Source organism: Streptomyces blattellae, from assembly GCF_009709555.1.
In the GTDB taxonomy this organism is placed as follows: domain Bacteria; phylum Actinomycetota; class Actinomycetes; order Streptomycetales; family Streptomycetaceae; genus Streptomyces; species Streptomyces blattellae.
The window spans coordinates 1-25,615 of record NZ_WJBG01000135.1; the positions used below are offsets into that span (position 1 = coordinate 1).

Here is a 25,615-nt window from a genome sequence, read left to right on the forward strand (position 1 = left end):
GGACGCCCCATCGCGCGATACGACCATCCCGCCCGCCGCCACAACTCCGGGTCGAGGGCGTTGCGCCCGTCGAGCAGGACGCGGGCCGCCGCGACCTCGCCGAGCGCGGCCGGGTCCAGCTCGCGGAACTCGCGCCACTCGGTGAGATGGAGTACGACATCGGCGCCCCGGACGGCCTCGACGGCGGAGTCGGCGTAGCCGAGCGTCGGGAAGAGTATGCGGGCGTTCGCCATGCCCTTCGGGTCGTACACCGTGACCTGGCCGCCCTGGAGGTGGATCTGCCCGGCGACGTTCAGCGCGGGCGAGTCGCGGACGTCGTCCGAGTCGGGCTTGAAGCTGGCGCCGAGCACGGCGACCCGCTTGCCGAGGAAGGAGCCGCCGCCCAGCGCCTCCCGTGCCATCTCGACCATCTGGCCACGGCGCCGCATGTTGATGGAGTCGATCTCCCGCAGGAACGTCAGCGCCTGGTCGGCCCCCAGCTCACCCGCGCGCGCCATGAACGCCCGGATGTCCTTCGGCAGACAGCCGCCGCCGAACCCGATCCCGGCCCGCAGGAACTTCCTGCCGATCCGGTCGTCGTATCCGATCGCCTCGGCGAGCCTGGCGACATCGCCGCCCGCGGCCTCGCACACCTCGGCCATCGCGTTGATGAACGAGATCTTGGTGGCCAGGAAGGAGTTCGCGGAGGTCTTCACCAGCTCGGCGGTCGGGAAGTCGGTGACGACGAAGGGCGTGCCCTCGCTGACCGGCGTGGCGTACACCTCGCGCAGCAGCTTCTCCGCCCGCTCGCTGCGCACACCGACGACGAGGCGGTCGGGGTGCAGTGTGTCCTCGACGGCGAAGCCCTCGCGCAGGAACTCCGGGTTCCAGGCCAGCTCCGCGTCCGCGCCGGCCGGTGCGTGCTCGGTGAGGTAGGCGGCGAGGCGTCCGGCGGAGCCGACGGGGACGGTGGACTTGCCGACGACGAGGGCGGGGCCGGTGAGGTGCGGGGCGAGCAGCTCGAAGGCGCTGTCGACGTAGCTCATGTCGGCCGCGTACTCGCCATGGCGCTGCGGGGTGTTCACACACACGAAGTGGACGTCGCCGAACGCGGCCACCTCGGCCCAGTCCATGGTGAAACGCAGTCGGCCGGAGGACCCTTCGATGCCCGCGACATGCTTGCGCAGCAGCTCCTCAAGCCCCGGCTCGAACATCGGGACCTCGCCCCGCCCCAGCATCTCGATCTTCTCGGGCACGACATCGAGGCCCAGCACCTCGAACCCCAGCTCCGCCATGGCCGCGGCATGTGTGGCGCCGAGGTAGCCGGTGCCGATCACGGTGATCTTCAGGGCCATGGGGGGACTCCAGAGGAGAGACGGGGGACGGGGCGTGGTGCGGGCCCGAGCATAGTAGGAGGGTGTGTTGGGCAACTTTCCCGCTGTCGGCAAGCTCACGTACCCGTCCCGTGGGCCTGCCCCTAAAATTTGTATTACTTATCGGTAATTAGCGCCAGCATCACAGCTTTGGAGCGTGAGAGACCTTGGCCGGATCGGCTGACTTCGACCTGTACCGCCCGGCCGAGGAGCACGACATGCTCCGTGACGCCATCCGCTCGCTGGCCGAGGCGAAGATCGCGCCGTACGCCGCAGCGGTGGACGAGGAGGCCCGTTTCCCGCAGGAGGCCCTGGACGCGCTGGTCGCCAACGACCTGCACGCCGTCCACGTACCGGAGTCGTACGGCGGCGCGGGCGCGGACGCCCTGGCGACGGTGATCGTGATCGAGGAGGTCGCCCGCGTCTGCGCGTCCTCCTCCCTCATCCCCGCCGTGAACAAGCTGGGCTCGCTCCCGGTGATCCTCTCCGGCTCCGAGGAACTGAAGAAGAAGTACATGACGCCGCTCGCCAAGGGCGACGGAATGTTCTCGTACTGCCTCTCCGAGCCGGACGCGGGCTCCGACGCGGCCGGCATGAAGACCAAGGCGGTCCGCGACGGCGACCACTACGTGCTCAACGGCGTGAAGCGCTGGATCACCAACGCGGGCGAGTCCGAGTACTACACGGTCATGGCGGTGACCGACCCGACGAAGCGCTCGAAGGGCATCTCGGCCTTCGTCGTCGAGAAGTCCGACGAGGGCGTCTCCTTCGGCGCCCCCGAGAAGAAGCTCGGCATCAAGGGCTCCCCGACCCGTGAGGTCTACCTCGACAACGTCCGCATACCCGCCGACCGCATGATCGGCGAGGAGGGCACCGGCTTCGCCACGGCGATGAAGACCCTCGACCACACCCGCATCACCATCGCCGCCCAGGCCCTCGGCATCGCCCAGGGGGCCCTGGACTACGCCAAGGGCTACGTCCGGGAACGCAAGCAGTTCGGCAAGCCGATCGCCGACTTCCAGGGCATCCAGTTCATGCTGGCGGACATGGCCATGAAGATCGAGGCCGCCCGCCAGCTCACCTACGCGGCGGCGGCCAAGTCCGAGCGCGGCGACAGCGACCTCACCTTCCAGGGCGCGGCGGCCAAGTGCTTCGCCTCGGACGTGGCCATGGAGGTCACGACGGACGCGGTCCAACTGCTGGGCGGGTACGGCTACACGCGTGACTATCCGGTGGAGCGGATGATGCGCGATGCGAAGATCACGCAAATCTATGAAGGAACGAACCAGGTCCAGCGGATCGTGATGGCGCGGAACCTGCCGTAAGGGAGCGTGTGCAGGGGTGGAGCCCTTCGCGGGCGCCACCCCTCTTTTCAACTGCTCTTCAACTGCTCTTCAGCTGTTTTCGGCGACCATCGTGATGACCGCCGGTCAGCGCGCCTCGGCGTCCGCCCGCACCGCGGGCCGCCGGCTCGCGATCACCTTGCGGGCCAGTGAACGGGGGCTGGTCAGGAAGCCCCAGCCCCACGACATGTGCATGGTGGCGAGCGCGAGGGGGATCTGCAGCCGTGCCTTCGGCGGCAGCCCCTTGCCCGCGGGGACGGAGCCGAGGACGATCGCCGCGAGATAGCCGCCGGGGACCACCAGGGCCCACGGCGTCACCAGCGCGCCCAGGACCACGCCCGCCGCGATGGCGCACACCGCGGTCGGCGGGGCGAGGTAGCGCAGGTTGATGGAGCCCTCGTGGTAGCGGGCGACGACGTGCCGCCAGCGGCCGTAGTCCTTGTACTGCTTGGCGAGGGCGCGCGTGCTCGGCCGCGGCCGGTACGACACCTTCAGCTCGGGCGAGAACCAGATCAGCCCGCCCGCCTCCCGGATCCGGAAGTTCAGCTCCCAGTCCTGGGCGCGGATGAACTCCTCGTTGTAGCCGCCCTGTTGCTCCAGCGCCTCGCGCCGGAAGACCCCGAGGTACACGGTTTCGGCCGGCTGTGCCTCGCCGCCCGTGTGAAAGGCCGCGTTGCCCACGCCGATCTTCGACGTCATCGCGGCGGCGACCGCGTGCTCCCAGTCGTTTTCGCCCTCGGCGTGCATGATGCCGCCGACGTTCTGCGCGCCGGTCTCCTCCAGGAGCCGTACGGCCGTGGCGATGTAGTTCGGCGAGAGCATGCCGTGCCCGTCTACGCGGACGACGATCGGATGGCGGGAGGCCTTGATCGCGGCGTTCAGCGCGGCGGGCGTACGGCCGGTCGGGTTGGGCACGGTGTGCACACGCGGGTCGTTCCGTACCAGCTCGGCGGCGATCTCGTCGGTACGGTCCGTGGACGGACCGAGGGCGATCACGACCTCCATCTCGCCGGCGTACTCCTGCGCGAGGATCGCTTGGACGGCTCCGCGCAGATGCCGTTCCTCGTTGAGGACGGGCATGATCACGGACACGGCGGGGAGCTGCACGTCGGGATTGGCGTTCATAGGGGGCTCACGTTACCGCGAACGGGGGACAGCGATGCGCCCCGCCGGTGGCGGTGCCCCGGGCCACAGATCGTATGGGCCTACGGTGCTCACAAATCGCACACGCAGCCCACCGTACGGCCCTCGCGGAGGTGTCCTTCCTTGCCCACGCCGCCCACGCCGCCTCGGTCCAGAGCCCAGACGCCGCGCCGCCCCCAGCCGACGTCCCGTGCGCCGCGGCCGCCCGTACGGCGGAACAAGCCGCGCTGGGCCATGCGGGTGGTGACCACGCTGTCCGTGGTGGTCCTCGCCTCCGCGGGCATCGGGCACTCGGTGATCACCAGCCTCGACTCCGACATCGCCCGGGTCGATCCCTTCAAGGACATGAAGAACCGTCCCCAGGCCGGCGACGGCATGAACGTGCTGCTGGTCGGCACCGACAGCCGGGACAAGATCGGCGAGGCGGAGCGGGCCAAGTACCGGCTGGGCGGTGCGCCCTGCAACTGCACCGACACGATCATGATCGTGCACATCTCGGAGGACCGGGAGCGGGCGAGCGTGGTGAGCCTGCCGCGCGACTCGTACGCCGAGACTCCCCCGCATGTCGACCAGACCACCGGCAAGCGGCACCACGGCCATCCCCTCAAGATCAACGCGGCGTACGCGGAGGGCGGGCCGCAGCTGACCGTGCGGACCGTCGAGCACATGACGCATGTGAAGATCGACCACTATCTGGAGGTCGACTTCACCAGCTTCATGAAGACCGTGGACGTCGTCGGCGGCGTGCAGGTCTGCCTCGCCGAGCCGATGAACGACAGTTACACCGGACTCGACCTGCCGGCCGGCACGCACCGGCTCAGGGGCGGTGAGGCCCTGCAGTTCGTCCGCTCCCGGCATGTCGACGGCGCCTCCGACCTCGGCCGGATGAAGCGGCAGCAGCGGTTCCTGGCCGCGCTGATCGACCGGGCCACGTCGTCCGGGGTGCTGCTCAACCCGATCAGGTTCCGGGACGTGACGCGGGCGGTGCTCGGGTCCGTGCGGGCCGACAAGGGCTTCGGCACGGACGAACTGCTGGACCTCGGGCGGGCGATGCGGGGCTTCTCCCCCTCGTCGTCCGAGTTCACGACCGTGCCGATCGGCCAGATGGGATACGCGGTCAAGGACGTCGGCTCCACGCTGAAGTGGGACACCGTCAAGGCGGGCCGGATCTTCCAGGCGCTGCGCGACGACAAGCCGCTGGCCCTGCGGCGCCCGAAGAGCACGGCCGTGAGCGTGGAGGTGGCTCCGCAGCAGATCCGCGTCCAGGTGGAGAACGGCTCGCCCACCTCGGGCCTCGGCACGCGGGCGGACAGGCAGCTGGCGGCTGCCGGGTTCCTGACCACCCGGCAGCCGGTGACGGCGCGGGAAGCCGTGAAACGGACGGTCATCGCCTTCGACCCCCGCTGGGACCGCTCCGCGAAGTCCCTGGCCGCCGCGCTGCCCGGGAGCGAGCTGCGCGCGGTCAAGGGGCAGGGACCGACGCTGAAGGTGATCGTCGGGCCGGACTTCCGGGAGGTGCGGAAGGTGCGGGCCGAGGATCCGGAGCAGACGGAGGCCGGGGTGGTGCGGGGGGACGAGGTGAAGTGCGAGTGAGGGCCGGGGTGACGGGCTGGGCAGGGGGCCGGGTGAGGGGCCGGGGTGACGGGCTGGGGCAGGGGGCCGAGGTGAGGGGCCGAGGTGAGGGGCCGAAGTGACGTGCCGAAGTGACGTGCCGGGGTGACGTGCCGGGGTGGCGGGCTGGGGCAGGGGGCCGGGTGGCGGGCCGAAGTGACGGACAGGGGTGACGTGCCGGGGTGGCGGGCTGGGGCAGCGGGCCGGGTGGCGGGCCGAAGTGACGGACAGGGGTGACGGGCCGAGGCACAACGGACCGGGGTGACGGGCCGAGGCACAACGGGCCGTGGTGGCGGGCCGGGCGGCGGGCCGGGGCGTGGCCGTACGCGGAGTCGGGCTCAGTCCTCGAAGCCCTCGGCCATACGCCGTTCCCGCAGCTCCATGATCTCCTGGCGTCGCGCCAGCCGGTGGGTCCGGCGGATCTGCGCCTCCTGGTAGCGCCGCTTGTCCTTCTCCGTCTCCGGGATCACCGGCGGCACCGGGCGGGGCCTGCCGTCGGCGTCGACCGCGGCGAAGACGAGGTAGGCCGAGCCGACCTGGGTGGGCGGGGTGGACTCGTTCCACCGCTCGGCCAGCACCCGCACACCGACCTCCATCGAGGTCCGGCCGGTCCAGTTGACCTGGGCCTTCACATGGACCAGGTCGCCCACGCGGACCGGTTCGAGGAAGGCCATCTCGTCCATGGAGGCCGTGACGGCGGGACCGCCGCTGTGCCGGCCGGCCACCGCGCCCGCGGCGTCGTCGACCAGCTTCATGATCACACCGCCGTGCACCGAGCCCAGAAGGTTGGTGTCGTTGTGGGTCATGATGTGGCTGAGGGTGGTCCGGGAGGCCGACACGAGCTTGCCCGGTATAGCCGCGGTGCCGGATTCCGTGATGCTGGCCTGGTCTGTCATGACCCCCACCTTATGCCGTGTCGCCATGCGCGGACTTTGTGTCAGATTCGCAACAGCCGCGCCCTTATTTTCCGACGAACCTTGTAAGGGATACAGCCATGCCCGGCACACTGGGGCGCATGAACGATTGGCCCGAGGCATGGTCCGACGACAACCGTGGCGGCCGGTACGGACACGGCAGCGCGAGCGCACAGCCCGAGGGCGCGCGCGTGATGCGGCAGGTCCGCCGCGGCCCGGCGGTACCGCCCGGGCAGGACGCGTACGGCAGCGGGGTCCCGCAGCAGCAGTCGTACGTCAACGGCGGCGCCGACGACGCCTACGACAGCGGCTACAACACAGGCCAGGTCTACGGCACCCCCGGCGGCGGGGGGCCGGGCGGCCCCGACGACCCGTACGACCCGCGGCCCCGGCCGAACTGGGGCCGCCGTATCAAGTGGACGGCGATCACGCTGGTGACCCTGCTGGTCGCCGTGACCGTCGGCACGTACTTCTGGGCCGACTCCAAGCTCAACCGCGACGTCGACCTGTCGAAGGTGATCGACCGCCCTGAGGCGGGCGAGGGCACGAACTACCTGATCGTCGGCTCCGACAGCCGTGCCGGCATGTCGGAGGAGGAGAAGAAGAAGCTGCACACCGGGTCCGCCGAGGGCAACCGCACGGACTCGATGATGATCCTGCACACCGGCGACAACGGCCCGACGCTGATCTCCCTCCCCCGCGACTCGGACGTGGAGATCCCGACCTTCGTGGGCTCCGAGTCCGGCAAGACGTACCCCGGCACGGGCCGGCACGTGAAGCTGAACGCGGCCTACGCGGAGGACGGCCCGGAGCTGCTCGTACGGACCGTGGAGTTCAACACGGGCCTGCACATCGACCACTACGTCGAGATCGGCTTCGCCGGCTTCGCCGACATCGTGGACTCGGTCGGCGGCGTGGAGATCGAGATCCCCAAGGGCGGGATGAAGGACACCAAGTCCGGTGCCGACTTCGAGGCGGGCAAGCAGACTCTGAACGGCGAGCAGGCCCTGGCCTTCGTCCGCACCCGGTACGCGCTCGCGGGCAGCGACCTGGACCGTACGAAGAACCAGCAGAAGTTCCTCGCGGCCCTGGCCAACCAGACCGCGACGCCGAGCACGGTCCTCAACCCCTTCAAGCTCTACCCGACGATGAGCGCGGGCCTCGGCACCCTCGTCGTCGACAAGGACATGAGCCTGTGGGACCTGACCGACATGTTCTGGGCGATGAAGGGCGTCACCGGCGGCGACGGCAAGTCCATGAACATGCCGATCTCCGGCTCCTCCGGCGGCAACCTCGTCTGGGACGAGGCCAAGGTCAAGACGCTGGTCAGCCAGCTGAACAACGACGAGAAGGTCACCGTTTCGGGGAACTGACGGGCAGCGGCGGCAGCATCAAGGGCACCCCGCGGGGTGCCCTTGAGCGCGTTCAGGCGGGCGTCACATCCTGGCGCCGGCCATCGTGCGGCAGGTCTCGGCGCAGCGGCGACACGCCTCGGCGCAGCGCATCATCTGCGGGTCGTCCGGCATGGACATACACGCCTCGGCGCACATGTCGCAGGCCTTGGCGCACATCGCGCACATCTCGGCCGACATGGGCGAGCGGCGCATCATCATGTCCGCGCACATACGGGTCGTCTCGGCGCAGTCCATGAGCGCGCGCATGATCTGCATCTGGGCCTGGCCGCCCATCTGCATGCAGGAGCTCATGGTCTCCTCGCACATGCTGTGGCACGTCATGCACGCCGCGACGCAGTCCTGCATCTCCTTGCTCATCGCGGTCATGGTGGTGGACTGCTGCTGCATGGTTTCCTCCTCGGGGTGGCGGGCCCGGAGCCGGACCCTCACCCCTCCGTCGTACGCCCCTCCGCGCGCCCCCGCCACGGGGCGGACGTAAGAATTCCGCCATGCGTGCTGAATAAGGGCATACCGCCCGTACCGGTTGCGGCATCCCGCCCGTGCTGGTTAGGGCTTCCTGCCGATGCCGCCGAAGTGGGTGACCTCGGCGGTGTCGCCGTCAGCGGCGTCGGGGCGCCAGCGGGAACAGGTGACGACGCCGGGCTCCAGGAGTTCGACGTCCTCGAAGAACCGGAGGAGTTCGGCGCGGCTGCGCAGCGTCATCGGGGCGGTCCCCTGCCCGTTCCAGTACTCCACCGCCTTGGTCATCGCCTCGCCGTCGACCTCGGTGGTGGGGTGGGAGACCACCAGATAGCTGCCGGAGGGTACGGCGTCCAGCAGGCGGCGCACGACGGAGACGGCCTCGTCGGTGCGCATCACGAAGTTCAGTATGCCCAGCATGGTGATCGCGACGGGACGGCTGAGGTCCAGCGTCTCGGCGGCGTCCCGCAGGATCGCCTCGGGGTCGTGCACATCGCCCTCGATGAAGACCGCGGCCCCCTCCGGCGCGCTGTCGAGCAGTGCGTGGGCGTGGGCGAAGACCAGCGGGTCGTTGTCCACGCAGACGATCCGGCAGGACGGATCCACCCGCTGGGCGATCTCGTGGGTGTTGTCGGTGGTGGGCAGCCCGGTCCCGATGTCCAGGAACTGCCGGACGCCCGCCTCCTCGGCGAGGTACCGCACAGAACGCGCCAGGAACCGCCGGTCCGCGACGGCCGACCGCGGCAGCGCCGGCACGAGCGAAAGGATCCGGTCGCCGACCTCGGCGTCCACGGGGTAGTGACCCATGCCGCCGAGCCAGTAGTTCCAGATCCGCGCCGCGTGCGACACGTCGGTGCGGAATCGCGAGGAGCCAATCATGCGACCAACTTAAGGCCGAAAACACACCCATGGGGGCACGTCCCGAGGTTTGGTGCGATTCGCGTTCGACGTCACCAGGTGAACCCCGGGTTCACATGCATACAGGCGTCGTCGTCCGCGCCGTTGAGGGCCTTGGCCGAGTCCGGGGTGGTGTTGTCGGGCTTGTCGGTCTTCGGCGCCTGGTAGGCCGTACCCTCGCGCCAGTCCGCGCCCACGACGAGCGTGACGCCGGAGACCTCCGTCGACTGCTTGACCGAACTCGCGGGGATCCCCAGGGACTCGGCGACGGCGCGGGCGTCGCCCTCCAGGTCGGCGCTCGGGTAGCGGACGAGTGTCGTGGCCTCGCTTCCGGCGGCGCCCGGGTCGGCGATCGCCTCGTCGAAGCCCTTGCCGACGAGCAGGCCGGCCACGTCGCTCGCGCGGCCGGTCAGCGGGGCGAGGGTGTCGGTCCCGGTGCTGTTCTGGACCAGGACCGGGATCTCGGAGTCGGGGGCCGCCGGGTCGGCGGACTCCTTCTCGGTCGCCGCATCTTCCTCGGCGGCTTTTCCGGTCGTCTTCTCCGCGTCCTTGCCGTCCAGCGCGATGTCCTCGCGCACCAGCCGGAAGAGCTGCTCGGCGTCCTCGGTGGGCTCCACGCGGGCGCCCACGTACCGGTTCGGCATCGTGGTCATGGTGATGCGTTTCGGCTCGACCTTGCGCATCTCGTTGCTGAGGTCGTAGAGCGCCTTGACGGTACCCAGGCCCGGGTCGACGGTGAGGGCCTCGGTGGCCTCCTCGGCCAGCTTGCGCAGCTTGTTCGGGCTGCTCAGGGTGGCGTTGGCGCGCAGCTCGCGGACCATCGAGTTCATGTACATCTGCTGGGCCTCGGCCCGGGCGAGGTCGCTGCCGTCCTCGAAGCCGTAGCGGGTGCGCAGCCACTGCAGGGCCTGCTCGCCCTTGATGGCGGTGGTGCCCTTCTCCAGTCTCAGCCCGGAGCCGTGGCCCTGGCTGTCGCGCGAGTAGATGTTGGCGTCCACGCAGACCGGGACGCCGCCTATGGCGTCCGCCATCGACACCACGCCCGCGAAGTCGACCATCATGAAGTGGTCGATGCGGATGCCGGTGAGTTCCTGCCAGGTGGCCACCGTGCAGCCGGGACCGCCGTGGCCGAGGCTCTGGTTGGTCATCACCCGGCCGTCGCTCGCCTCGTACACCTCACCGTCGTCGGGGTCGGTGCACTTGGGGATCTGGACGAGGGTGTCGCGCGGCATGCTGACGACCGACATGTTGGTGCGGTCGGCGGACAGGTGGACCAGCATCTGCACATCGGCCAGCGGGGTCGAGCCGAAGGTCTCCCGGGCGCCGCCGAGCTTCTGGTTCTCCTCGGTGTCCCGCGCGTCGGAGCCGATGAGCAGGATGTTCAGCGGGGTCTGGCCCGCGGCGTTCGGCGTCGGCTCGGCGAGCTTGTTGTCGCCCAGGTTGAGCTGGTCCTGCTCGATGTTGCCGTTCAGGTGCCGGTAGTAGAGGTAGCCGGCGGCGGAGACGCCGAGTATGAGCACCGCCAGGGTCATCGCCGACCAGCGCAGCACCCGTCGCGCCTGCCCCGGCCGGCGTGTGCCGTGCCGGCTGTCGCCCGCCGCGTCCCGCTCGCCGCCCCCCTCGGCGGCCGGCACGGCCTCCCGTACACCGTTCTGCGTCAACTGCCCGCCCTCCCCACCCCTTGCGCCCACCGGCTCCACACAGAGGCCCGCCGTCTGTCCTGGAGACATGCGACGGGCCCGTGAGGTTGCCTCTCAAGCCTCAACTGGCGCACTGGACCTTGTCGGCCGTGGACTTCTCCACGTCCGGCGTCGCCGCCGAGGCGGCGTTGAGCTTCACGCCCGCGCCCTTGAAGTCCTTGCCGAGGGTGAGGGTCATCGTCGGCAGGCCCTGGGCGTTGTTCACGCTCTCGCCCGGTGTCATCGCGGAACCGGACAGACCCATGATGTCGGCGAGCCGACGCGCCTGGTCCGCCTGGTCGGGGGCGTACTCCAGCGTGGTTTTCGCCTGCGTCGCCTCGGCGTTGCCCGCGTTCTCCGACTTCAGTACGCCCGCCTCGGTCTGCAGGTAGGCCAGCTGCCCCTGGGCGCTGCCGGAGGCGGCGCCGCCGTTGAGGATCCGCACCCGTACCTCGGAGGCGTCGGCCTTGGTGCCCTTCAGCCGGGCGGCGACCGCGGCCTTCTCCTTCTTCTCCTGGGCCTTGACCTCGGTGAACGAGATGTCGCTCGTGATCATGTCGAAGACCTGGGGGGCCCTCGACTCGTCGACCACCACCGTCGCCTTGACCACCTCGGCGGGGTTGTCGATCACCGGGATCGTGGTGAAGGTGATGTTCTTCGTCGGCACCTTCCGCAGTTCCAGGGCGATGTCCGTGAGCGTGTTGACGTTGCCGATCGGCTCGTCCACGGTCAGCGCCTTGGTGGCGGCCTCGGCCAGCTTCAGCAGCTTGGTGGGGCTGGTCAGGGTGTCGCCGGAGGCCATCTTGCGCATCAGCGAGCCCAGGAACTGCTGCTGCACCTTGATGCGGTCGAGGTCGCCGCTGTTGCCGAAGCTCTTGCGGGTGCGCAGGAAGGCCAGGGCCTGTTCGCCCTCGACCGTCGACGTGCCCGCGGGCAGCACCAGCTTCGACTGCTTGTCGTTGATGGCGTTCTCCACACAGACCTCGACGCCGTCCACGGCCGTGGTCAGCGTCTTCACCGCGTTGAAGTCGGCCATCATGAAGTGGTCCGGCTTGATGCCGGTGGCCGCCTCCACGGTGCGCATGGTGCAGCCCGGGTCCCGTCCGCTCTCGCCGAGACTGCGGTTGAAGCGGACGCCCTGCTGGCCCGGGATGACCGTTTCGGTGCCGTCCTCCAGATTGGTCGGGCAGTCCGGGATGTCGACGATCAGGTCGCGCGGGATGCTCAGCGCGGTCGCGTTCGAGCGGTCCTCGGCGACGTGCAGCAGGATCGTGGTGTCGGCGTGTCCGACGCTGCCGGCGTCGCCGTAGCTGGTGTTGCCCTCACCGGTCCGCTTGTCGGTGCCGATGATGAGGATGTTGAAGGCCTCGTCCTTGCTGAAGCTGCTGGCGCCCGCGTCACCGACGTCCGTCGTCGAGACGTTGCCTTCCAGGTGCCTGATGTAGAGGTATCCGGCTCCGGCCGTGGCGAGCAGGATGAACGCCATGGTGCCGCCGGTCCACAGCACGACCTTCTTCGCCTTCGACTTCTGCTGCTTCCCCGGGCGGCGACCGCGCCGGCCGGGCAGCGGCTCCTCCGGCGGGACCCCGCGGCGCCTGCGCTGCGGCGGGATGTCGCGGCCGGGGGCCTTGGGAGGTGTCGTACGGCTTCGGGGGGCACCCATGCCCGATCCGGCCGCTGGTCTGCGCGGCCGGGGAACCGCCGACTGCGGAGCGGAAGGGCCCAGTCGCAGTTCGTATTCGCCGGTGTTCGGATTGAGTACCCACTGGTCTGCGGGATCGATGTCGTCCCCCCGCCCACGGCCTTGCGCGTCCACGGTTGTCCGAAACCTCCGTCAGGGCCACACGGCGCTCTCCCCCCGGAAAGCGCACGGGTGTTGGTGAACACGGTGCTCGACCCCAGGACAGATTTCGTGGCCGGGATCACTGAATCGCTCACACTATCCGCCCAGTTGGGCATCGAGCGACGCGGTGACAAACTCCACGACCCCTACAATCGGTCATTCCACCCCATTTCCCTGAAAGTCAGTTCCCTGTCCTGGTGTGCGAGTCCCCTCCCGTGTCTTGAGTACGTACGTGTGGCACGCCGCGTTCGACCGCTTCGACACGTCGTGCCGGTGTCACGGCCGCCGCCCGCGACGACCGTGACACCGGGGGCATCGGTCGGCTTCCTCATCGAACTCGGCGGAATACACAGGGACTTGGCGGCAACCCGGGCGAACGGAGACCGGGGGGCGGCGGCCCGCCAGGTCACCTCACTTGGCGCATTCGACCTTGTCGGCCGTGGACTTCTGCACGCCCTCCGGCGTCGACCCCGAGGAGGAGTTGAGTTTCACCCCGGCTCCCTTGAAGTCCTCGCCGAGGGTGAGCGTCATCGTCGGCAGGCCCTGGGAGTTCGCCACGCTTTCGCCCGGCTTCATGGCGGAACCGGACAGGCCCATGATGTCGGCGAGCCTGCGGGCCTCGTCGGCCTGGTCGGGGGCGTACTCAAGAGTCGTCTTCGCCTGGGTGGCGTCGGCGTTCCCGGCGTTCTCCGACTTCAGTACGCCCGCCTCGTTCTGCAGGTACTCCAGCTCCGCCTGGGCGCTGCCGGACTCGGCACCGCCGTTGAGGACCCGCACCCGTACCTCGGAGGCGTCGGCCTTGGTGCCCTTCAGCCGGGCGGCGATCGCGGCTTTCTCCTTCTTCTCCTGCGCCTTGACCTCCGTGAACGACACATCGTTCTTGATCATGTCGAAGACCTCGGGCGCCGTCGTCTCGTTGACCACGACCGTCGTCTTCACCGTCTCGGCCGGGTTGTCGATCACCGGCACCGTGGTGAAGGTCAGGTTCTTGGTGTTGAGCTTGCCCAGCTCCAGACCGAGATTCGTGAGCTTGCTGATGCTGTCCAGCTGGGAGTCGACGGTCAGTGCCTCGGTGGCCGCCTCGGCCAGCCTGATCATCTTCGACGGGTTGGTGAGCGTGTCGTTGGACTTCAGCTTGCGCATCAGCGAGCTGAGGAACTGCTGCTGCAGCTCGATCCGGCTCAGGTCGCCGCCGTAGCCCACAGAGTGCCGGGTGCGTACGAAGGCGAGCGCCTGCTCGCCCTCGATCGTGTGCGTGCCCGCGGACAGCTTCAGCTTGGAGTCCGGGTCGTCGATGTCCTTGGCCAGGCACACCTCGACGCCGCCCACCGCGGACGACAGCGTCTTGACCGCGTTGAAGTCGGCGACCACGAAGTTGTCGGGCGTGATCCCGGTCAGCTCGGTGACGGTCCGCGCGGTGCAGCTGGGCGTACGGCCGTCCTGCCCGAGGCTGGTGTTGAAACGGACGCCCTCGGTGCCCGGGATGGTCTTGGTGGTGCCGTCCTCCTGCGCGGTCGGGCAGTCCGGGATGTCGACGATCAGGTCGCGCGGGATGCTCAGCGCGGTCGCGTTGCTGCGGTCCTTGGAGACGTGCAGCAGGATCGTGGTGTCGGCGTGTCCGACGCTGCCGGCGTCGCCGTAGCTGGTGTTGCCCGCGCCGGTGCGCTTGTCGGTGCCGATCACCAGGATGTTGATCGCCTTGTCCTTGCTGAAACCGCCGGTGCTCGCGCCGTCGTCGGAGACGGATGTGATGTTGCCGTTGAGGTGCCGGATGTAGAGATATCCGGCACCCGCCGCGGCCAGCACCACGAGCGCCATGGTGCCGCCGGTCCACATCAGGACCTTCTTCGCCTTCGACTTCTGCCGCTTCGCCGGGCGGTGACCGCGCCGGCCGGGCAGCGGCGCCTCCTCGGGCGGGGCCCCACGGCGCCTGCGCTGCGGCGGGACCGTGCGGCCGGGGGCCTCGGGAGACGTGGTACGGCTTCGGGGAGTACGCGCTCCATCGTCGGGGGACGGTCTGCGCGGGCGGGGAACCGCCGACTGCGGTGTGGAAGGAGTCAGTCGCAGTTCGTATTCACCGGTGTTCGGATTGAGTACCCACTGGTCTGCGGGATCGACATCATCCGCTCGTCCTCGGCCTTGCGCGTCCACGGTTGTCCGAATCCTCCGTCGGGGCACGCGGCGCCTTCCCCCAACAGGCGCTCGGGTCTCGTACAAGCGGTGCGCCAACCCGGGACTGCAAAGCTCGCGGTCCAACGCACCGAAGCGCTCACACTAACCGCCCGGATCGGCGTCGAGCGACGCCGGTGACACATTCCACGCGCCGACAACCGGGCAATCCGCCCATTTCTTTGAAAGCTGTTGGAACGCTTTGCGTTCGCTTTATTCACAGGTGTCTTCGTCGGCGGTGGTCCCGCTGAAGGTGGGTGCGGGCGAATCGGCGGCGTCGGGCTCGTCGGGTCGTCGTGCGGCGGACTTTCCGTCGCCCGGACCATGCAAGGAGTTATCGTCGTACGGGCCTTCGCGGCCTTTTGTGGTGGAATCCTGCGGAACTTCCGCGGCGACCGCCACCGGCGTGTCCGTGCGCAGCCGCTCGAACAGTCTCTCCGCCTCGGGCTCCACCAACTGGTCTCGATTGGCGTTGTAGACATACGACTCCCGCGGAACGGTCAGGAATTGCACACGTTCGGTGGGGATGTCGCGCACTCCGCGTACGAGATCGTACAAACCGCGCAGACTGGCCAGTCCCGGGTCGGTGGTGAGCGACGAGGTGGCGGCGTCCAGCACGGGATAGAGCTTCACCGGATTCAGCAGGACGTCATTGCTCCGCACCTTGCTCACCAGCGCACCGAGAAATCGCTGCTGACGGTCCATGCGATCGGTGTCGCTGCCATTGCCGAGGGACTTGCGGGCGCGGACGTACCCGAGGGCCTGCTCGCCGTCGAGCGTCACCTTGCCGGCGGGGAGCCGGAGTTTGGCGGCCTTGTCGCGAATGGGCTCCTTCAGGCAGATCTCCACCCCGTCGACGGCGTCGACCATTTCCTTGAACCCGTTGAAGTCGACGACCATGTGGTGGTCGATCCGAATGCCCGTCAGTTTCTCGACGGTTCGGATGGTGCAGGCCGAACCGCCGCTCTGAAAGGCGTAGTTGAACATCGCGAACATGGGCTCGGTCCGGGTGCCGTCCCGCCGCAGACAGGCGGGTACGTCGACCATCAGATCGCGGGGGAGCGAGACGGCGGTGGCGCTGTCCCGCCCGGCGGACAGATGCAGCAGGATGGCGGTGTCGGACCGCTCGGTCCCGGAGTCCTGCCCGTACCGCGAGTTCCCGTCCCCGGCCCGCGAGTCGGACCCGATGAGCAGCAGGTTCGTCGCGCCCTTGACCAGGGCTGTGGGCCGCTCCTTCTCGTACCGCGCCAGCTCGGCCGCGGCCGCCCGGTCCGGCGTGATGTTCGCGTCGAGCTTCACATAGACGGCCCACACGCCCCCGCCGACGGCCAGCATCAGCGCCCCGAGCCCGAGGGCGGTGCCGCGCATCCAACGCCGTCGGCGCCGCCGTATCAGACCGCGCCCGGTGGCCGACGCCCCCACTGCGGTGTCGCTCACGTCAGTTCCACCCCTCATGGGTACGAACGCGTACGAACGTGTCGTGCGGCTGCTCTTACGACCATGACCCGGGTGGTGGCCGGGGGGTGAGTGGTGCTGGGCCGAATGGGGGACAGGGGGCGCCTGTCCCTTGGGAGGCGGGCGGCCCCTGTCCTCTCGTCGGTGGCTGGCTTGCGCTGGTGCTCGCTTGCGGGTCGGTGGCCGGCTTACGCCGGTGGACGGCTGGGCGGTGGACGGCTCGCTGGGCGGTGGTCGGCTCGCTACCTCGCTGTGGCCGTGACCCGTTCGCTCTCGATCCGCTTCGCCAGCGCCTCCTCGCTCAGCTCGCCCAGATGACGGCACAGCACCACGGAGCCGCCGGTGGCCAGCGGCCCGTACAGCCCGGCGTTGAGCCCCTCCCAAGTGTCGTACGGCAGCCCGGACAGGATCCGGGACGTCGGCCCCGTCAGCCCCAGCCCCGTCGCCTCGGCCCCGGCCCGCTCGACGACCTCGGCCCCGCTGAACCCCCGCCCGGCCACGATCAACCCGGGCTCCTCCGGATCGACCGGCGCGAACGGCACGAACCGGTCCCCCTGCCCCGGCACCTCGACGGCGTAGTCGACGAAGCCCTCCGGCGGCTGCGGGAAGCGACCGCCGAGCGGCCGCAACGCCAGCGCGACCCGCGACCCGGAACACGCCCGCGCCGCCTCCAGCGCGTCCGGACCGCTGACGACCACGTCGGCCGCCGCCGGATCGCCCCCGGCGTCCGCGATCGCGCCGACCGACGAACACGCCAGCAGCCACACGGCCGTCTGCCAGTGTGCGGGCAGCAGCAGGGCGACCCGGTCGCCGGGCTCCACGGACAACTCGCCCTGCAGCAGATTCGCGGTCTTGGCCACCCAATTGGCGAAGGTGGCCACGGACAGTTCGACGCGTTCCCCGGTGGCGTCGTCGTAGAAGGTGACCAGAGGGCGTCCGGGATCCGCGGCGAGTGCGGAACGCAGCAGGTCGGCAGGGGTGCGATCGGTGGCATTCACCCGCGCAAGGGTAACGGCGTGCGCGGGCGCCCGGCCAACACCCGGTCCACGCTTTCACCACCGATTCGGCCCAAGGCGGCCCAACGGCCCGTCAGTTCCCCGATGGACAGATATGAATGTATATGTCCAACATCAGGAGCATGCGTGGATTCCTTGCTTCCTCGATCGGCGTCACCTGCGCCGCCGCCCTCGCCCTCCCGCTGACCCCGCCCCCAGCCGCGGCGTCCGTGAGACCGGCGCCCAGCGCGGAGGCGGCCACGACCGCCGCCGGGTCCGCCGAGCCGGGCATCCCGGGCAGCACCCAGTCCCTGCCCCTCGTCCCCCTCGACGGCGAGCGCACCTCCGGCCCGACCGCCGAACAGGGCCTGCCCCGCCGGGACGTACGGCGCTTCTCCCTCGTCGGCGTCGTCTGGGACGACCCGGACACCGAACTGCGCGGCCGTGTGCAGGTCCGTACACGAGACGCCGCCACCGGCACCTGGTCCGGCTGGCAGGACGTCGACGCGCACAACCACGGGCACGCCCCCGACCCGGGCACCACCGAGGCCGCCTCCGGCCGCGTCCACGGTGCCACGGCCCCGCTGTGGGTGGGGGACTCCGACGGAGTGGAGCTACGCGTCAGCGCGGAGCCCCGGACAGCCGGGGGCGACCGGGCCGACCGCCCGGCCGCGGCACTCCCTGCGGGCATGCGCCTGGAACTGGTGAACCCGGACTCGGGGGTGGACCCAGGAGACACGGGCGGCGGCGCCCGGGGAGACGACAGCCGCACCGCGCCACTCAACGCCGACACCCCCGACGCGGCCAACGCCGACCTCGCCCCCCTCGGCGCCACCGAACTGCCGGAACTCGGCCGCCGGGAGACCGAGCAGCAGCTGTACGCCCTGCAGACCGCCGAACTGACGGACCAGCAGCGGGCGAAGCCGTACATCGGCCCGCGTCCGCGCATCGTCACGCGGCGCGGCTGGGGCGCGAACGAGAAGCTGCGGGAGAGGAAGGTCGGCTACACGAAGAAGGTGAAGGTGGCCTTCGTGCATCACACCGGGACCGGCAAGAAGTACTGGTGCAAGCAGGCCCCCTCCGTCATCCGCGGTATCTACCGCTACCACGTCAAGAGCATGGGCTGGCGCGACATCGGCTACAACTTCCTCGTCGACAGGTGCGGAAACATCTACGAGGGCCGCGCCGGGGGCGTGACGCAGCCGGTCCTCGGCGCCCACACCCTCGGGTTCAACGCCAACAGCACGGGGATCGCCGTCCTCGGCACCTTCGACTCCAGCAAGCCGTCCGGCGCCGCGCTGAAGGCGATCTCCCGGCTCACGGCCTGGAAGCTCGGCCTGTCCGGCGCGAATCCGCGCGGCAAGGCCTACCTGAAGTCGGGCGGTGGGAACCGCTACCGAAAGGGAAAGAACGTTCGGCTGAACGTGATCTCCGGCCACCGGGACGGCTTCGACACGGCATGCCCGGGACGCCAGCTCTACCGCAAGCTCGGCTCTGCCCGCGCGACGGCGGCCCGCTACCAGGGCCGGTGAACCGCTGTGCACCGGACGGCTGACGTGAACCGCTGTGCCGGACGGCTGAACCAGAGGGGGTTGCCGGACGGCTGAACCAGAGGGGTTGCCGGACGGCTGACCCAGAGGGCCTCGCCGGACGGCTGAACCAAAAGGGATGAATGAAACGTCTGTGAACCGGGGACGGAACGCCGCACGGCCGTCGACGGCGTGCCGGACAGATCTGCGTACACTGGCCGGCCGAAAGACAGTTCGGCCGGTCCCGGCAGGAAGCAGAGACGACAGGTGACAGAAGCGATCCTCCTGGTCGGCGGCAAGGGCACCCGGCTGCGCCCGCTCACCGTTCACACGCCCAAGCCCATGGTCCGCGCGGCCGGCGTGCCCTTCCTCACCCACCAGCTGGCGAGAGCGAGAGCGGCGGGCGTCGACCACATAGTGCTGGCGACCTCCTACCTGGCCGAGGTCTTCGAGCCGCACTTCGGTGACGGCTCGTCCCTCGGCCTTCATCTGGAGTACGTCACCGAGGAGGACCCGCTCGGCACGGGCGGCGCGATCCGCAACGTGGCGAGCCGCCTCCACTCCGCCCCCGACGACCCGGTTCTCGTCTTCAACGGCGACATCCTGACGGGCTTGGACATCGAGGCGCTGGTGGAGACCCACCGGACGACGGGCGCGGACGTCTCCCTCCACCTGACGAAGGTGACGGACCCGCGCGCGTACGGGCTGGTCCCCACGGACGACACGGGCCGCGTCCTGGCCTTCCTGGAGAAGCCCCAAACCCCCGAGGAGATGGTCACCGACCAGATCAACGCAGGGGCCTACGTCTTCCGCCGCTCGCTCATCGACACGATCCCGCAAGGCCGCCCGGTATCAGTGGAGCGCGAAACGTTCCCCGACCTCCTCTCGGCGGGAGCCCACCTCCAGGGCATGGTCGACTCGACGTACTGGCTGGACCTGGGCACGCCGGCGGCTTTCGTACGAGGCTCAGCGGACCTGGTCCTGGGCCGAGCCCCCTCACCGGCCATCCCCGGCCGCTGCGGCGACCGCCTGATCCTGCCGACGGCACGCGTCGCCCCCGACGCGAAACTCACCGGCGGCACCGTCGTGTGCGAGGGCGCGTACGTCGCCGAAGGCGCCCGGGTCTCCGGCACGACCATCCTCCCCGGCGCCGTCATCGAACCCGGCGCCGTCATCACCGACTCCCTGATAGGCACCCACGCCCGCATCGGCGAACGCTCCGTCCTCACCGGCACCGTCATCGGCGACAACGCCATCATCGGCCCCGACAACGAACTCACCGACGGCGCCCGAGTCTGGTGCGACGCGAAAATCCCCGCGGGGGCGCTCCGCTTCTCCTCAGACCAGTAACCCCGCCCGTTGGGGGCGTGCGGCTTCTGGGCGCCGGTCGGCATCATTCAGCCCGTCCGGCGTTTGAGGGGGTGCGTGGCTATCTCGATCGTCCGCGCGCCGGCTGGGGATGCCGACTTCTCGGTGCCGGTCCGGGTATTCCAGCCCGTCCGGCGTTTGAGGACGAGGCCGTTCAGGCCGAAGCGGGGGTCTGGGGGCGCAGCCCCCAGGGACGGGAAGGGCAGGGGCGGCGGGGGCGAGAACGGCACGACGGCCACGGCGGCCACGCCGGCGCAGGGCACATCACAACCGCCCGATATCGGTCCTCGGCATCCGCGGAGCCCTCCGCGGCGGCGTCCGCCCACTCAACAGAATCAACCGAGCCGCCCGATGCCGCTGCCCCGCATACGGCTCCAACAACTCCAGCATCACGGAGTCATCCGCATCCCGATCCCCGGCCAACGCCCACCCCACGATCCCCGGCAGATGCAGATCCCCCACCGTCACCGCATCCGCCGCCCCATGACTCCGCTGCACGGTCTCCGCCGACGTCCACGGCCCCACCCCCGGCACCACCTCCAACCGAGCCCGCGCCGCCTCCGCCGACATCCCCACCGTCTCCTCCAGCCGCGCAGCCACCCGCACGGCCCGGAGAACCGTCGACGCCCGCTTGTCGTCGACCCCGGCCCGATGCCACTCCCACGACGGAATCAGCGCCCACGTCCGCGCCGCCGGCATCACCCACATCCGCCCACCGACCGGCCCCGGCGCCGGCTCCCCGTACTTCCGCACCAGAATCCGCCACGCCCGATACGCCTCCCCGGTCGTGACCTTCTGCTCCAGAATCGACGGAATCAACGACTCCAGCACCAGCCCGGTCCGCGTCAGCCGCAACCCCGGCCGCCGATGCCGCGCCAACGCCACCAGCCGATGCCGCGGCTCGAAGACGGACGGATCATCGGCGCCCCCGACCAACTCGGGCAACCGCTCCAACAGCCATTCGGCCCCCGGCCCCCACGCCTCCCCGCACACCTCACCGCCCCGCATCCCGACCCGCAAGGTCCCAGGGCCGACGGGCGTGAGGGTGGCCCGCCACACCGACCCGTCCGGAGCCGCCCGAAACGTCGGATCCCCCGCCCCCCGCCGCAACGGCCCGAGCACCAGTCCAAGATCGACCGGCCCGTCCGGCACGAACGTCCGCACCCGCCCCGCCCCCGCCCCCGCCCCCGCCGCAGCCGCCTGCCGCGGCACGCTGCCACCCCCGGGCACGCCGACATGCCCACCACGCACCGTCGTACGCGTGGGCCGGGGAGCGAAACGTCCTGCCACGGATGAGCTCCTGGAGGTAGGGGAGAAGCCCTGTAGAGGAGAGTTCTACGAGACTACGGGGAGAGTTCTACGAGACTGATGCGGCCGTACGACAACGACGTGCGGCCAACGCCCCCAGAACGCGCGGGCGCGGGCCCGCATCGACATGCAGCATGCGTCCCCGCCGAGCGCGGGGAACCGTCACCGCACCTCGATGAACGCCCCCGCGTCCCGCTCCCCCCGAGGCCGCGGCTCCTCCGCCGGATGTCCGACCGCCACCGCGCCCATCGGATCCCAGTGCTCCGGCAGCGCGAGCACCCCCCGCACGACATCCCGGCAGAACATCGTCGACGACACCCACGCCGACCCCAGCCGCTCCCCGGCCAGCGCCACCAGGAAGTTCTGTACGCCGGCCCCCGCGGCGACCACGAACATCTCCCGCTCGGCCCCGTCCCGCCGTACGTCCCCGTACGGGTGCGACCCGTCCGTCACCAGGCACGGCACCACCAGATACGGCGCGTTCCGCAGCACGTCCCCCCGCCGGACCCGCTTGGCGATGGACTCCTCGCTCTTGCCGTCCCGTCGCAGGTCGGCGACCCAGGCGTCCCGCATGGCATCCAGCAGCCCGGTGCGGGACTCCGCCGACTCCAGCAGCACGAACCGCCAGGGCGTGGTGTGGTGCGGCGCCGGCGCGGTCACCGCCGCGGCGACCGCCCGTCGTACCGCACCCGCGTCCACCGGCTCGTCCGTGAACGCCCGTACCGTACGCCGCTGGGCCACCGCCTCCCGTACCGCCTCGGAGGTGCCCAGCCGGAACATGTCGTCGCGCGCGCCGCGCACCAGGGCCCGCGCCCCCTCCCCGTCGTCCGCGGCCACCACCTGCGCAAGACCCCGCACGACGGCGACGGGCAGTCCGGCGGCCTTGCCCTTGACCAGGTCGCCGGCGGCGGCCAATTCGTCCGCCGTCGCCACGACGGTCGCGCTGAGCGGATTGCCGTACGCGTCCGTCCCCCCGCGCAGATCGTCCAGTACACGCACCCCGGCCGCACCGATCGCGACGTCCGTGAGTCCCGCGCGCCAGGGCCGCCCGAAGGTGTCGGTGACGACGACGCCGACGGTGACGCCGAGGGCGTCCCGCAGCCCGTCGCGGATCGCGCGCGCGGACGCGTCCGGGTCCTCGGGCAGCAACAGCACCGTCCCGGAAGGGGTGTTGGAGGCATCGACCCCGGCGGCGGCCATCACCAGCCCCTGCCGGTTCTCGACGATGCGCAACGCTCCGCGCCGTGCCACGACCCGTACGGTCTCGGCGTCGATGGCGGCCTCCCGGTCGTCCGCCGCCACCACCCGCCCCTCCGCCTTGGACACGATCTTCGAGGTGACGAGGAGTACGTCCCCGTCGGCCAGCCCGGGTTCGGCGGCGGCGATCAGTTTGGCGAGGTGGTCGCCCGCGGCCACCTCGGGAAGGCCGGGAACGGCCCAGACCCGGTAGCCGCCGTCAGGTGCCGCGCTCACGACGCCTGAACCTCCGCCGCCATGGCCAGCGCCTCCCGGGCCATCTGGGTGGCCGCGTCGAGGTCGGTCATCATCAGCGGCACGGCCCGGCAGCGGATGCCCGCCGCCTCGACGCGCTCGACGGACGCCGCGTCGACGGTGTCGACCAGCCAGCCGTCCAGCAGGCCCGAGCCGTAGTGCTCGGCGACCGCCGCTGCCGTCGATTCGACGCCGACCGCCGCGAGCACCTTGTCGGCCATGCCCCGCACGGGCGCGTCCCCGACGATGGGGGAGAGGCCCACGACCGGCACCCCGGCGTCGGCGATGGCCTCGCGGATGCCGGGCACGGCGAGGATCGTGCCGACCGACACGACCGGGTTGGACGGCGGGAAGAGGACGACGTCCGCCTCCGCGATCGCCTCCAGGACACCCGGCGCCGGCTTGGACTGCTCCGCGCCCACCGGCACGACCGCCTCGGCCGGCACCGAAGCCCGCAGCCGTACCCAGTACTCCTGGAAGTGGATGGCCTTGCGCTCGCCGGAGCCCGCGGCGGACCCGCTGTCCGGCAGCGTGACGGCCACATGCGTCTCGACCCGGTCGTCGGTCATCGGGATCAGCCGGACGCCCGGCTTCCAGCGGTCGCACAGCGCCTCGGTCACCGCGCTCAGCGGATACCCGGCGCCGAGCATCTGCGTCCGCACGATGTGCGTGGCGAAGTCCCGGTCACCGAGACCGAACCATTCGGGCCCGACGCCGTACGCCGCGAGCTCCTCCTTGAGATGGAAGGTCTCGTCGGCCCGGCCCCAGCCCTGCTCCTCGTTGATGCCGCCGCCGAGCGTGTACATCACCGTGTCGAGGTCCGGGCAGACCTTCAGGCCGAAGAGGTGGATGTCGTCCCCGGTGTTGCCGATGACCGTGATGTCCGCGTCCGGCACGGCCTGCATCAGACCGCGCAGGAACCGGGCACCGCCGATGCCGCCTGCCAGAACCACAATGCGCATTGAAACAGTGTGTCAGCCGAAGGCTGACTCGTTGAGGGGTGGTGGTCGGGCGACGGGTGGGTCAGTGTTGCAGGCGGGTACGACAACGGGGCAGGCGGCTACGAGACCAGGCACGCGGTGGCGCGACCGGGCAGGCGGCTACGAGACCGGGGCGGCCGCTATGCACTGGGCGCTGTGCATCGGCATCTCGGTGAGGCCGGGGAAATAGACGTGCAGGCTGACCGCGGGCTCCAGCGCGTCGTTGACCACTTCGTGGGCGTACCCCGGCGCGAACACCCTCTGTGCACCCGCCCCCAGCGCGCGCGTGCCGCGCTCGGTGTGCTCGGTCAGCGTGCCGTCGAGGACGGTCAGTACTCCGGAGGACGGGCCGTGGTCGTGCCGCCCGCTGCCCTGGCCGGGCACCCAGGACAGCAGCCACACCTCGTACCCGGGACCGGTGCGCAGCCGGTGGTACCAGCGGGACGTGGCGTCGTACTGGACGAGGTGTGCCCACTGGGTGCGGTCGGCGGCGATGGAGCGGGCCAGGCCGACGAAGTCGGCGACGGTGGCCGGATGCTCGCGCGGCGCCCGCAGGAGATGAGGGACTTCGAGGATGTCGCCGGCGATCTGGAGGTCGCTGTCGCTGTTCATGGGTGCGGTGGTTCCTCGTCGGAAGAGAGCGGAGACAGGAGTCGCGGAGGCGAGGGGAACAACAGCCGAGTCCGACGGGCGGGGAAGCCGGTCCGATGACTCAGGGGCAGCCGGAGCGCGTGAGGCTCAACAGCAGGAACAGCGACAACAGCTACAGCGGGCGCGGGCAGCACAGAGGGACCCGGCGGTGCGGGTCGAGGTGAGTGCCAAGTGCGCGAGCATGCCCACAAGGACACCGGTTCACACCTTCACTGTCAACTCGGCGCCCGGCCCGTGGGACGGGGTTCACCCCATCCGGTCCATCTCCGTGGTGAAAGGTTTGTGCTCGGGGCGCCCGGGACACATGGCGCACAACCGGGCGCACAAACCTCGATGCGATCCCGTGATCGGACTGTGATCCGGATCGATTCGAGCATGTGTCGGAACGGGATCGCTATTTCGGGCGTCCTTCTCCATGCAGGCTCTGCGCGGGGGTGGACACCCTCCGGGGCCTCATCTGCTTGTCAAGGTTTAGGACGATTTGAACACTTTCCGCTAGGCCTTGGTTCCGCAGAGTGAATAAGGGGCCCAATAGCAGATCCCGGCTTGACTCGCCCGGAGCAGCACACTTGTAATTTCACTCGTGTCGTTCAGCCGACATCGGTAACGGCTACATCACGGGGACGCGAAAGACTGACGAGGGGCGCACATGACCGAGCTGGTGCAGCAACTGCTGGTCGACGACGCGGACGAGGAACTCGGCTGGCAGGAGCGCGCGCTGTGCGCCCAGACCGACCCCGAGTCCTTCTTCCCCGAGAAGGGCGGCTCCACCCGCGAGGCCAAGAAGGTCTGCCTCGCCTGTGAGGTCCGCTCCGAGTGCCTTGAGTATGCCCTCGCCAACGACGAGCGGTTCGGCATCTGGGGCGGCCTGTCCGAGCGTGAACGACGGCGGCTGAAGAAGGCCGCCGTCTGACCGGACGGCAAGCATCCCTTTCGTACATTTGCGACGAACGGCCCGTTGCGGGTGGGTTATCCACAGGCGGCGGGCCGTCGCCCGCCCGTCGCCCGACCAC

20 protein-coding genes are annotated in these 25,615 nt (G+C 70.2%); 6 read left to right on the forward strand and 14 right to left on the reverse strand.

Going from position 1 to position 25,615, the window contains the following annotated elements:
- Window positions 1-1,334: UDP-glucose dehydrogenase family protein (locus GFH49_RS14045; RefSeq protein WP_155056210.1), on the reverse strand; the 1,334-nt coding region annotated here is incomplete at its 3' end.
- Between the two features lie 185 nt (window positions 1,335-1,519).
- Between GFH49_RS14045 and GFH49_RS14050 the strand changes: the two genes are divergently transcribed.
- Complete coding sequence (locus GFH49_RS14050; RefSeq protein ID WP_155056211.1) at window positions 1,520-2,677, forward strand: acyl-CoA dehydrogenase; 1,158 nt, start codon at window positions 1,520-1,522, stop codon at window positions 2,675-2,677.
- 105 nt (window positions 2,678-2,782) lie between these two features.
- Here the strand turns inward: GFH49_RS14050 and GFH49_RS14055 are convergent, their stop codons facing one another.
- On the reverse strand, window positions 2,783-3,820 hold the full coding sequence (locus tag GFH49_RS14055) for a glycosyltransferase family 2 protein (RefSeq protein WP_155056212.1): 1,038 nt from the start codon (window positions 3,818-3,820) through the stop codon (window positions 2,783-2,785).
- A gap of 141 nt (window positions 3,821-3,961) precedes the next feature.
- Between GFH49_RS14055 and GFH49_RS14060 the strand changes: the two genes are divergently transcribed.
- Window positions 3,962-5,431 (forward strand): LCP family protein, encoded by a 1,470-nt coding sequence (locus GFH49_RS14060; protein WP_456243055.1) that lies wholly within the window; start codon window positions 3,962-3,964, stop codon window positions 5,429-5,431.
- 356 nt (window positions 5,432-5,787) lie between these two features.
- Here the strand turns inward: GFH49_RS14060 and GFH49_RS14065 are convergent, their stop codons facing one another.
- On the reverse strand, window positions 5,788-6,345 hold the full coding sequence (locus GFH49_RS14065) for an acyl-CoA thioesterase (protein WP_196217977.1): 558 nt from the start codon (window positions 6,343-6,345) through the stop codon (window positions 5,788-5,790).
- 119 nt (window positions 6,346-6,464) lie between these two features.
- On the opposite strand from GFH49_RS14065, the gene GFH49_RS14070 reads away from it, so the two are divergent.
- Entirely contained in the window at window positions 6,465-7,736 is a 1,272-nt protein-coding gene (locus GFH49_RS14070) for an LCP family protein (protein ID WP_155056214.1), read from the forward strand.
- 63 nt (window positions 7,737-7,799) lie between these two features.
- Here the strand turns inward: GFH49_RS14070 and GFH49_RS14075 are convergent, their stop codons facing one another.
- From GFH49_RS14075 to GFH49_RS14105, 7 genes are all read right to left on the reverse strand, one after another.
- Window positions 7,800-8,165, reverse strand: coding sequence for a four-helix bundle copper-binding protein (locus tag GFH49_RS14075; protein WP_155056215.1), 366 nt, complete (start codon window positions 8,163-8,165; stop codon window positions 7,800-7,802).
- A 159-nt stretch (window positions 8,166-8,324) separates the two neighbouring features.
- Entirely contained in the window at window positions 8,325-9,116 is a 792-nt protein-coding gene (locus GFH49_RS14080; RefSeq protein ID WP_155056216.1) for an SAM-dependent methyltransferase, read from the reverse strand.
- Window positions 9,117-9,187: 71 nt separating this feature from the next.
- A complete protein-coding gene (locus GFH49_RS14085) occupies window positions 9,188-10,795 on the reverse strand; it encodes an LCP family protein (protein ID WP_408055906.1) in 1,608 nt (535 codons plus the stop codon).
- A 100-nt stretch (window positions 10,796-10,895) separates the two neighbouring features.
- Window positions 10,896-12,629, reverse strand: a complete 1,734-nt coding sequence (locus tag GFH49_RS14090; protein ID WP_155056218.1) for an LCP family protein — start codon at window positions 12,627-12,629, stop codon at window positions 10,896-10,898.
- A gap of 438 nt (window positions 12,630-13,067) precedes the next feature.
- The gene (locus GFH49_RS14095; RefSeq protein ID WP_155056219.1) at window positions 13,068-14,807 is read right to left on the reverse strand and encodes an LCP family protein; all 1,740 of its coding nucleotides are present in this window, start codon (window positions 14,805-14,807) and stop codon (window positions 13,068-13,070) included.
- 231 nt (window positions 14,808-15,038) lie between these two features.
- A complete protein-coding gene (locus GFH49_RS14100) occupies window positions 15,039-16,280 on the reverse strand; it encodes an LCP family protein (protein ID WP_155056220.1) in 1,242 nt (413 codons plus the stop codon).
- Between the two features lie 242 nt (window positions 16,281-16,522).
- Window positions 16,523-17,278 (reverse strand): TIGR03089 family protein, encoded by a 756-nt coding sequence (locus GFH49_RS14105; RefSeq protein ID WP_155056221.1) that lies wholly within the window; start codon window positions 17,276-17,278, stop codon window positions 16,523-16,525.
- A gap of 140 nt (window positions 17,279-17,418) precedes the next feature.
- On the opposite strand from GFH49_RS14105, the gene GFH49_RS14110 reads away from it, so the two are divergent.
- Together GFH49_RS14110 and manB are read left to right on the forward strand one after the other, a co-directional pair.
- Window positions 17,419-18,807, forward strand: coding sequence for an N-acetylmuramoyl-L-alanine amidase (locus GFH49_RS14110; protein ID WP_155056222.1), 1,389 nt, complete (start codon window positions 17,419-17,421; stop codon window positions 18,805-18,807).
- A 264-nt stretch (window positions 18,808-19,071) separates the two neighbouring features.
- Window positions 19,072-20,154 (forward strand): mannose-1-phosphate guanylyltransferase, encoded by a 1,083-nt coding sequence (gene manB, locus GFH49_RS14115; protein ID WP_155056223.1) that lies wholly within the window; start codon window positions 19,072-19,074, stop codon window positions 20,152-20,154.
- A gap of 282 nt (window positions 20,155-20,436) precedes the next feature.
- On the opposite strand, the gene GFH49_RS14120 is transcribed toward manB, so the two are convergent.
- The 4 genes from GFH49_RS14120 to GFH49_RS14135 form a co-directional block, all read right to left on the reverse strand.
- Window positions 20,437-21,462: a DNA-3-methyladenine glycosylase family protein gene (locus GFH49_RS14120; RefSeq protein WP_155056224.1), complete on the reverse strand. Its 1,026-nt coding sequence runs from the start codon at window positions 21,460-21,462 to the stop codon at window positions 20,437-20,439.
- Between the two features lie 180 nt (window positions 21,463-21,642).
- Window positions 21,643-22,953, reverse strand: a complete 1,311-nt coding sequence (locus tag GFH49_RS14125; protein ID WP_155056225.1) for a coenzyme F420-0:L-glutamate ligase — start codon at window positions 22,951-22,953, stop codon at window positions 21,643-21,645.
- Window positions 22,950-23,933: a 2-phospho-L-lactate transferase gene (gene cofD, locus GFH49_RS14130; RefSeq protein WP_155056226.1), complete on the reverse strand. Its 984-nt coding sequence runs from the start codon at window positions 23,931-23,933 to the stop codon at window positions 22,950-22,952. The genes GFH49_RS14125 and cofD overlap by 4 nt, the downstream gene beginning before the upstream one ends.
- Window positions 23,934-24,071: 138 nt before the next feature.
- The gene (locus GFH49_RS14135) at window positions 24,072-24,563 is read right to left on the reverse strand and encodes a cysteine dioxygenase (protein WP_155056227.1); all 492 of its coding nucleotides are present in this window, start codon (window positions 24,561-24,563) and stop codon (window positions 24,072-24,074) included.
- A 688-nt stretch (window positions 24,564-25,251) separates the two neighbouring features.
- Between GFH49_RS14135 and GFH49_RS14140 the strand changes: the two genes are divergently transcribed.
- Window positions 25,252-25,515: a WhiB family transcriptional regulator gene (locus tag GFH49_RS14140; RefSeq protein ID WP_003975777.1), complete on the forward strand. Its 264-nt coding sequence runs from the start codon at window positions 25,252-25,254 to the stop codon at window positions 25,513-25,515.
- Window positions 25,516-25,615: the final 100 nt, after the last annotated feature.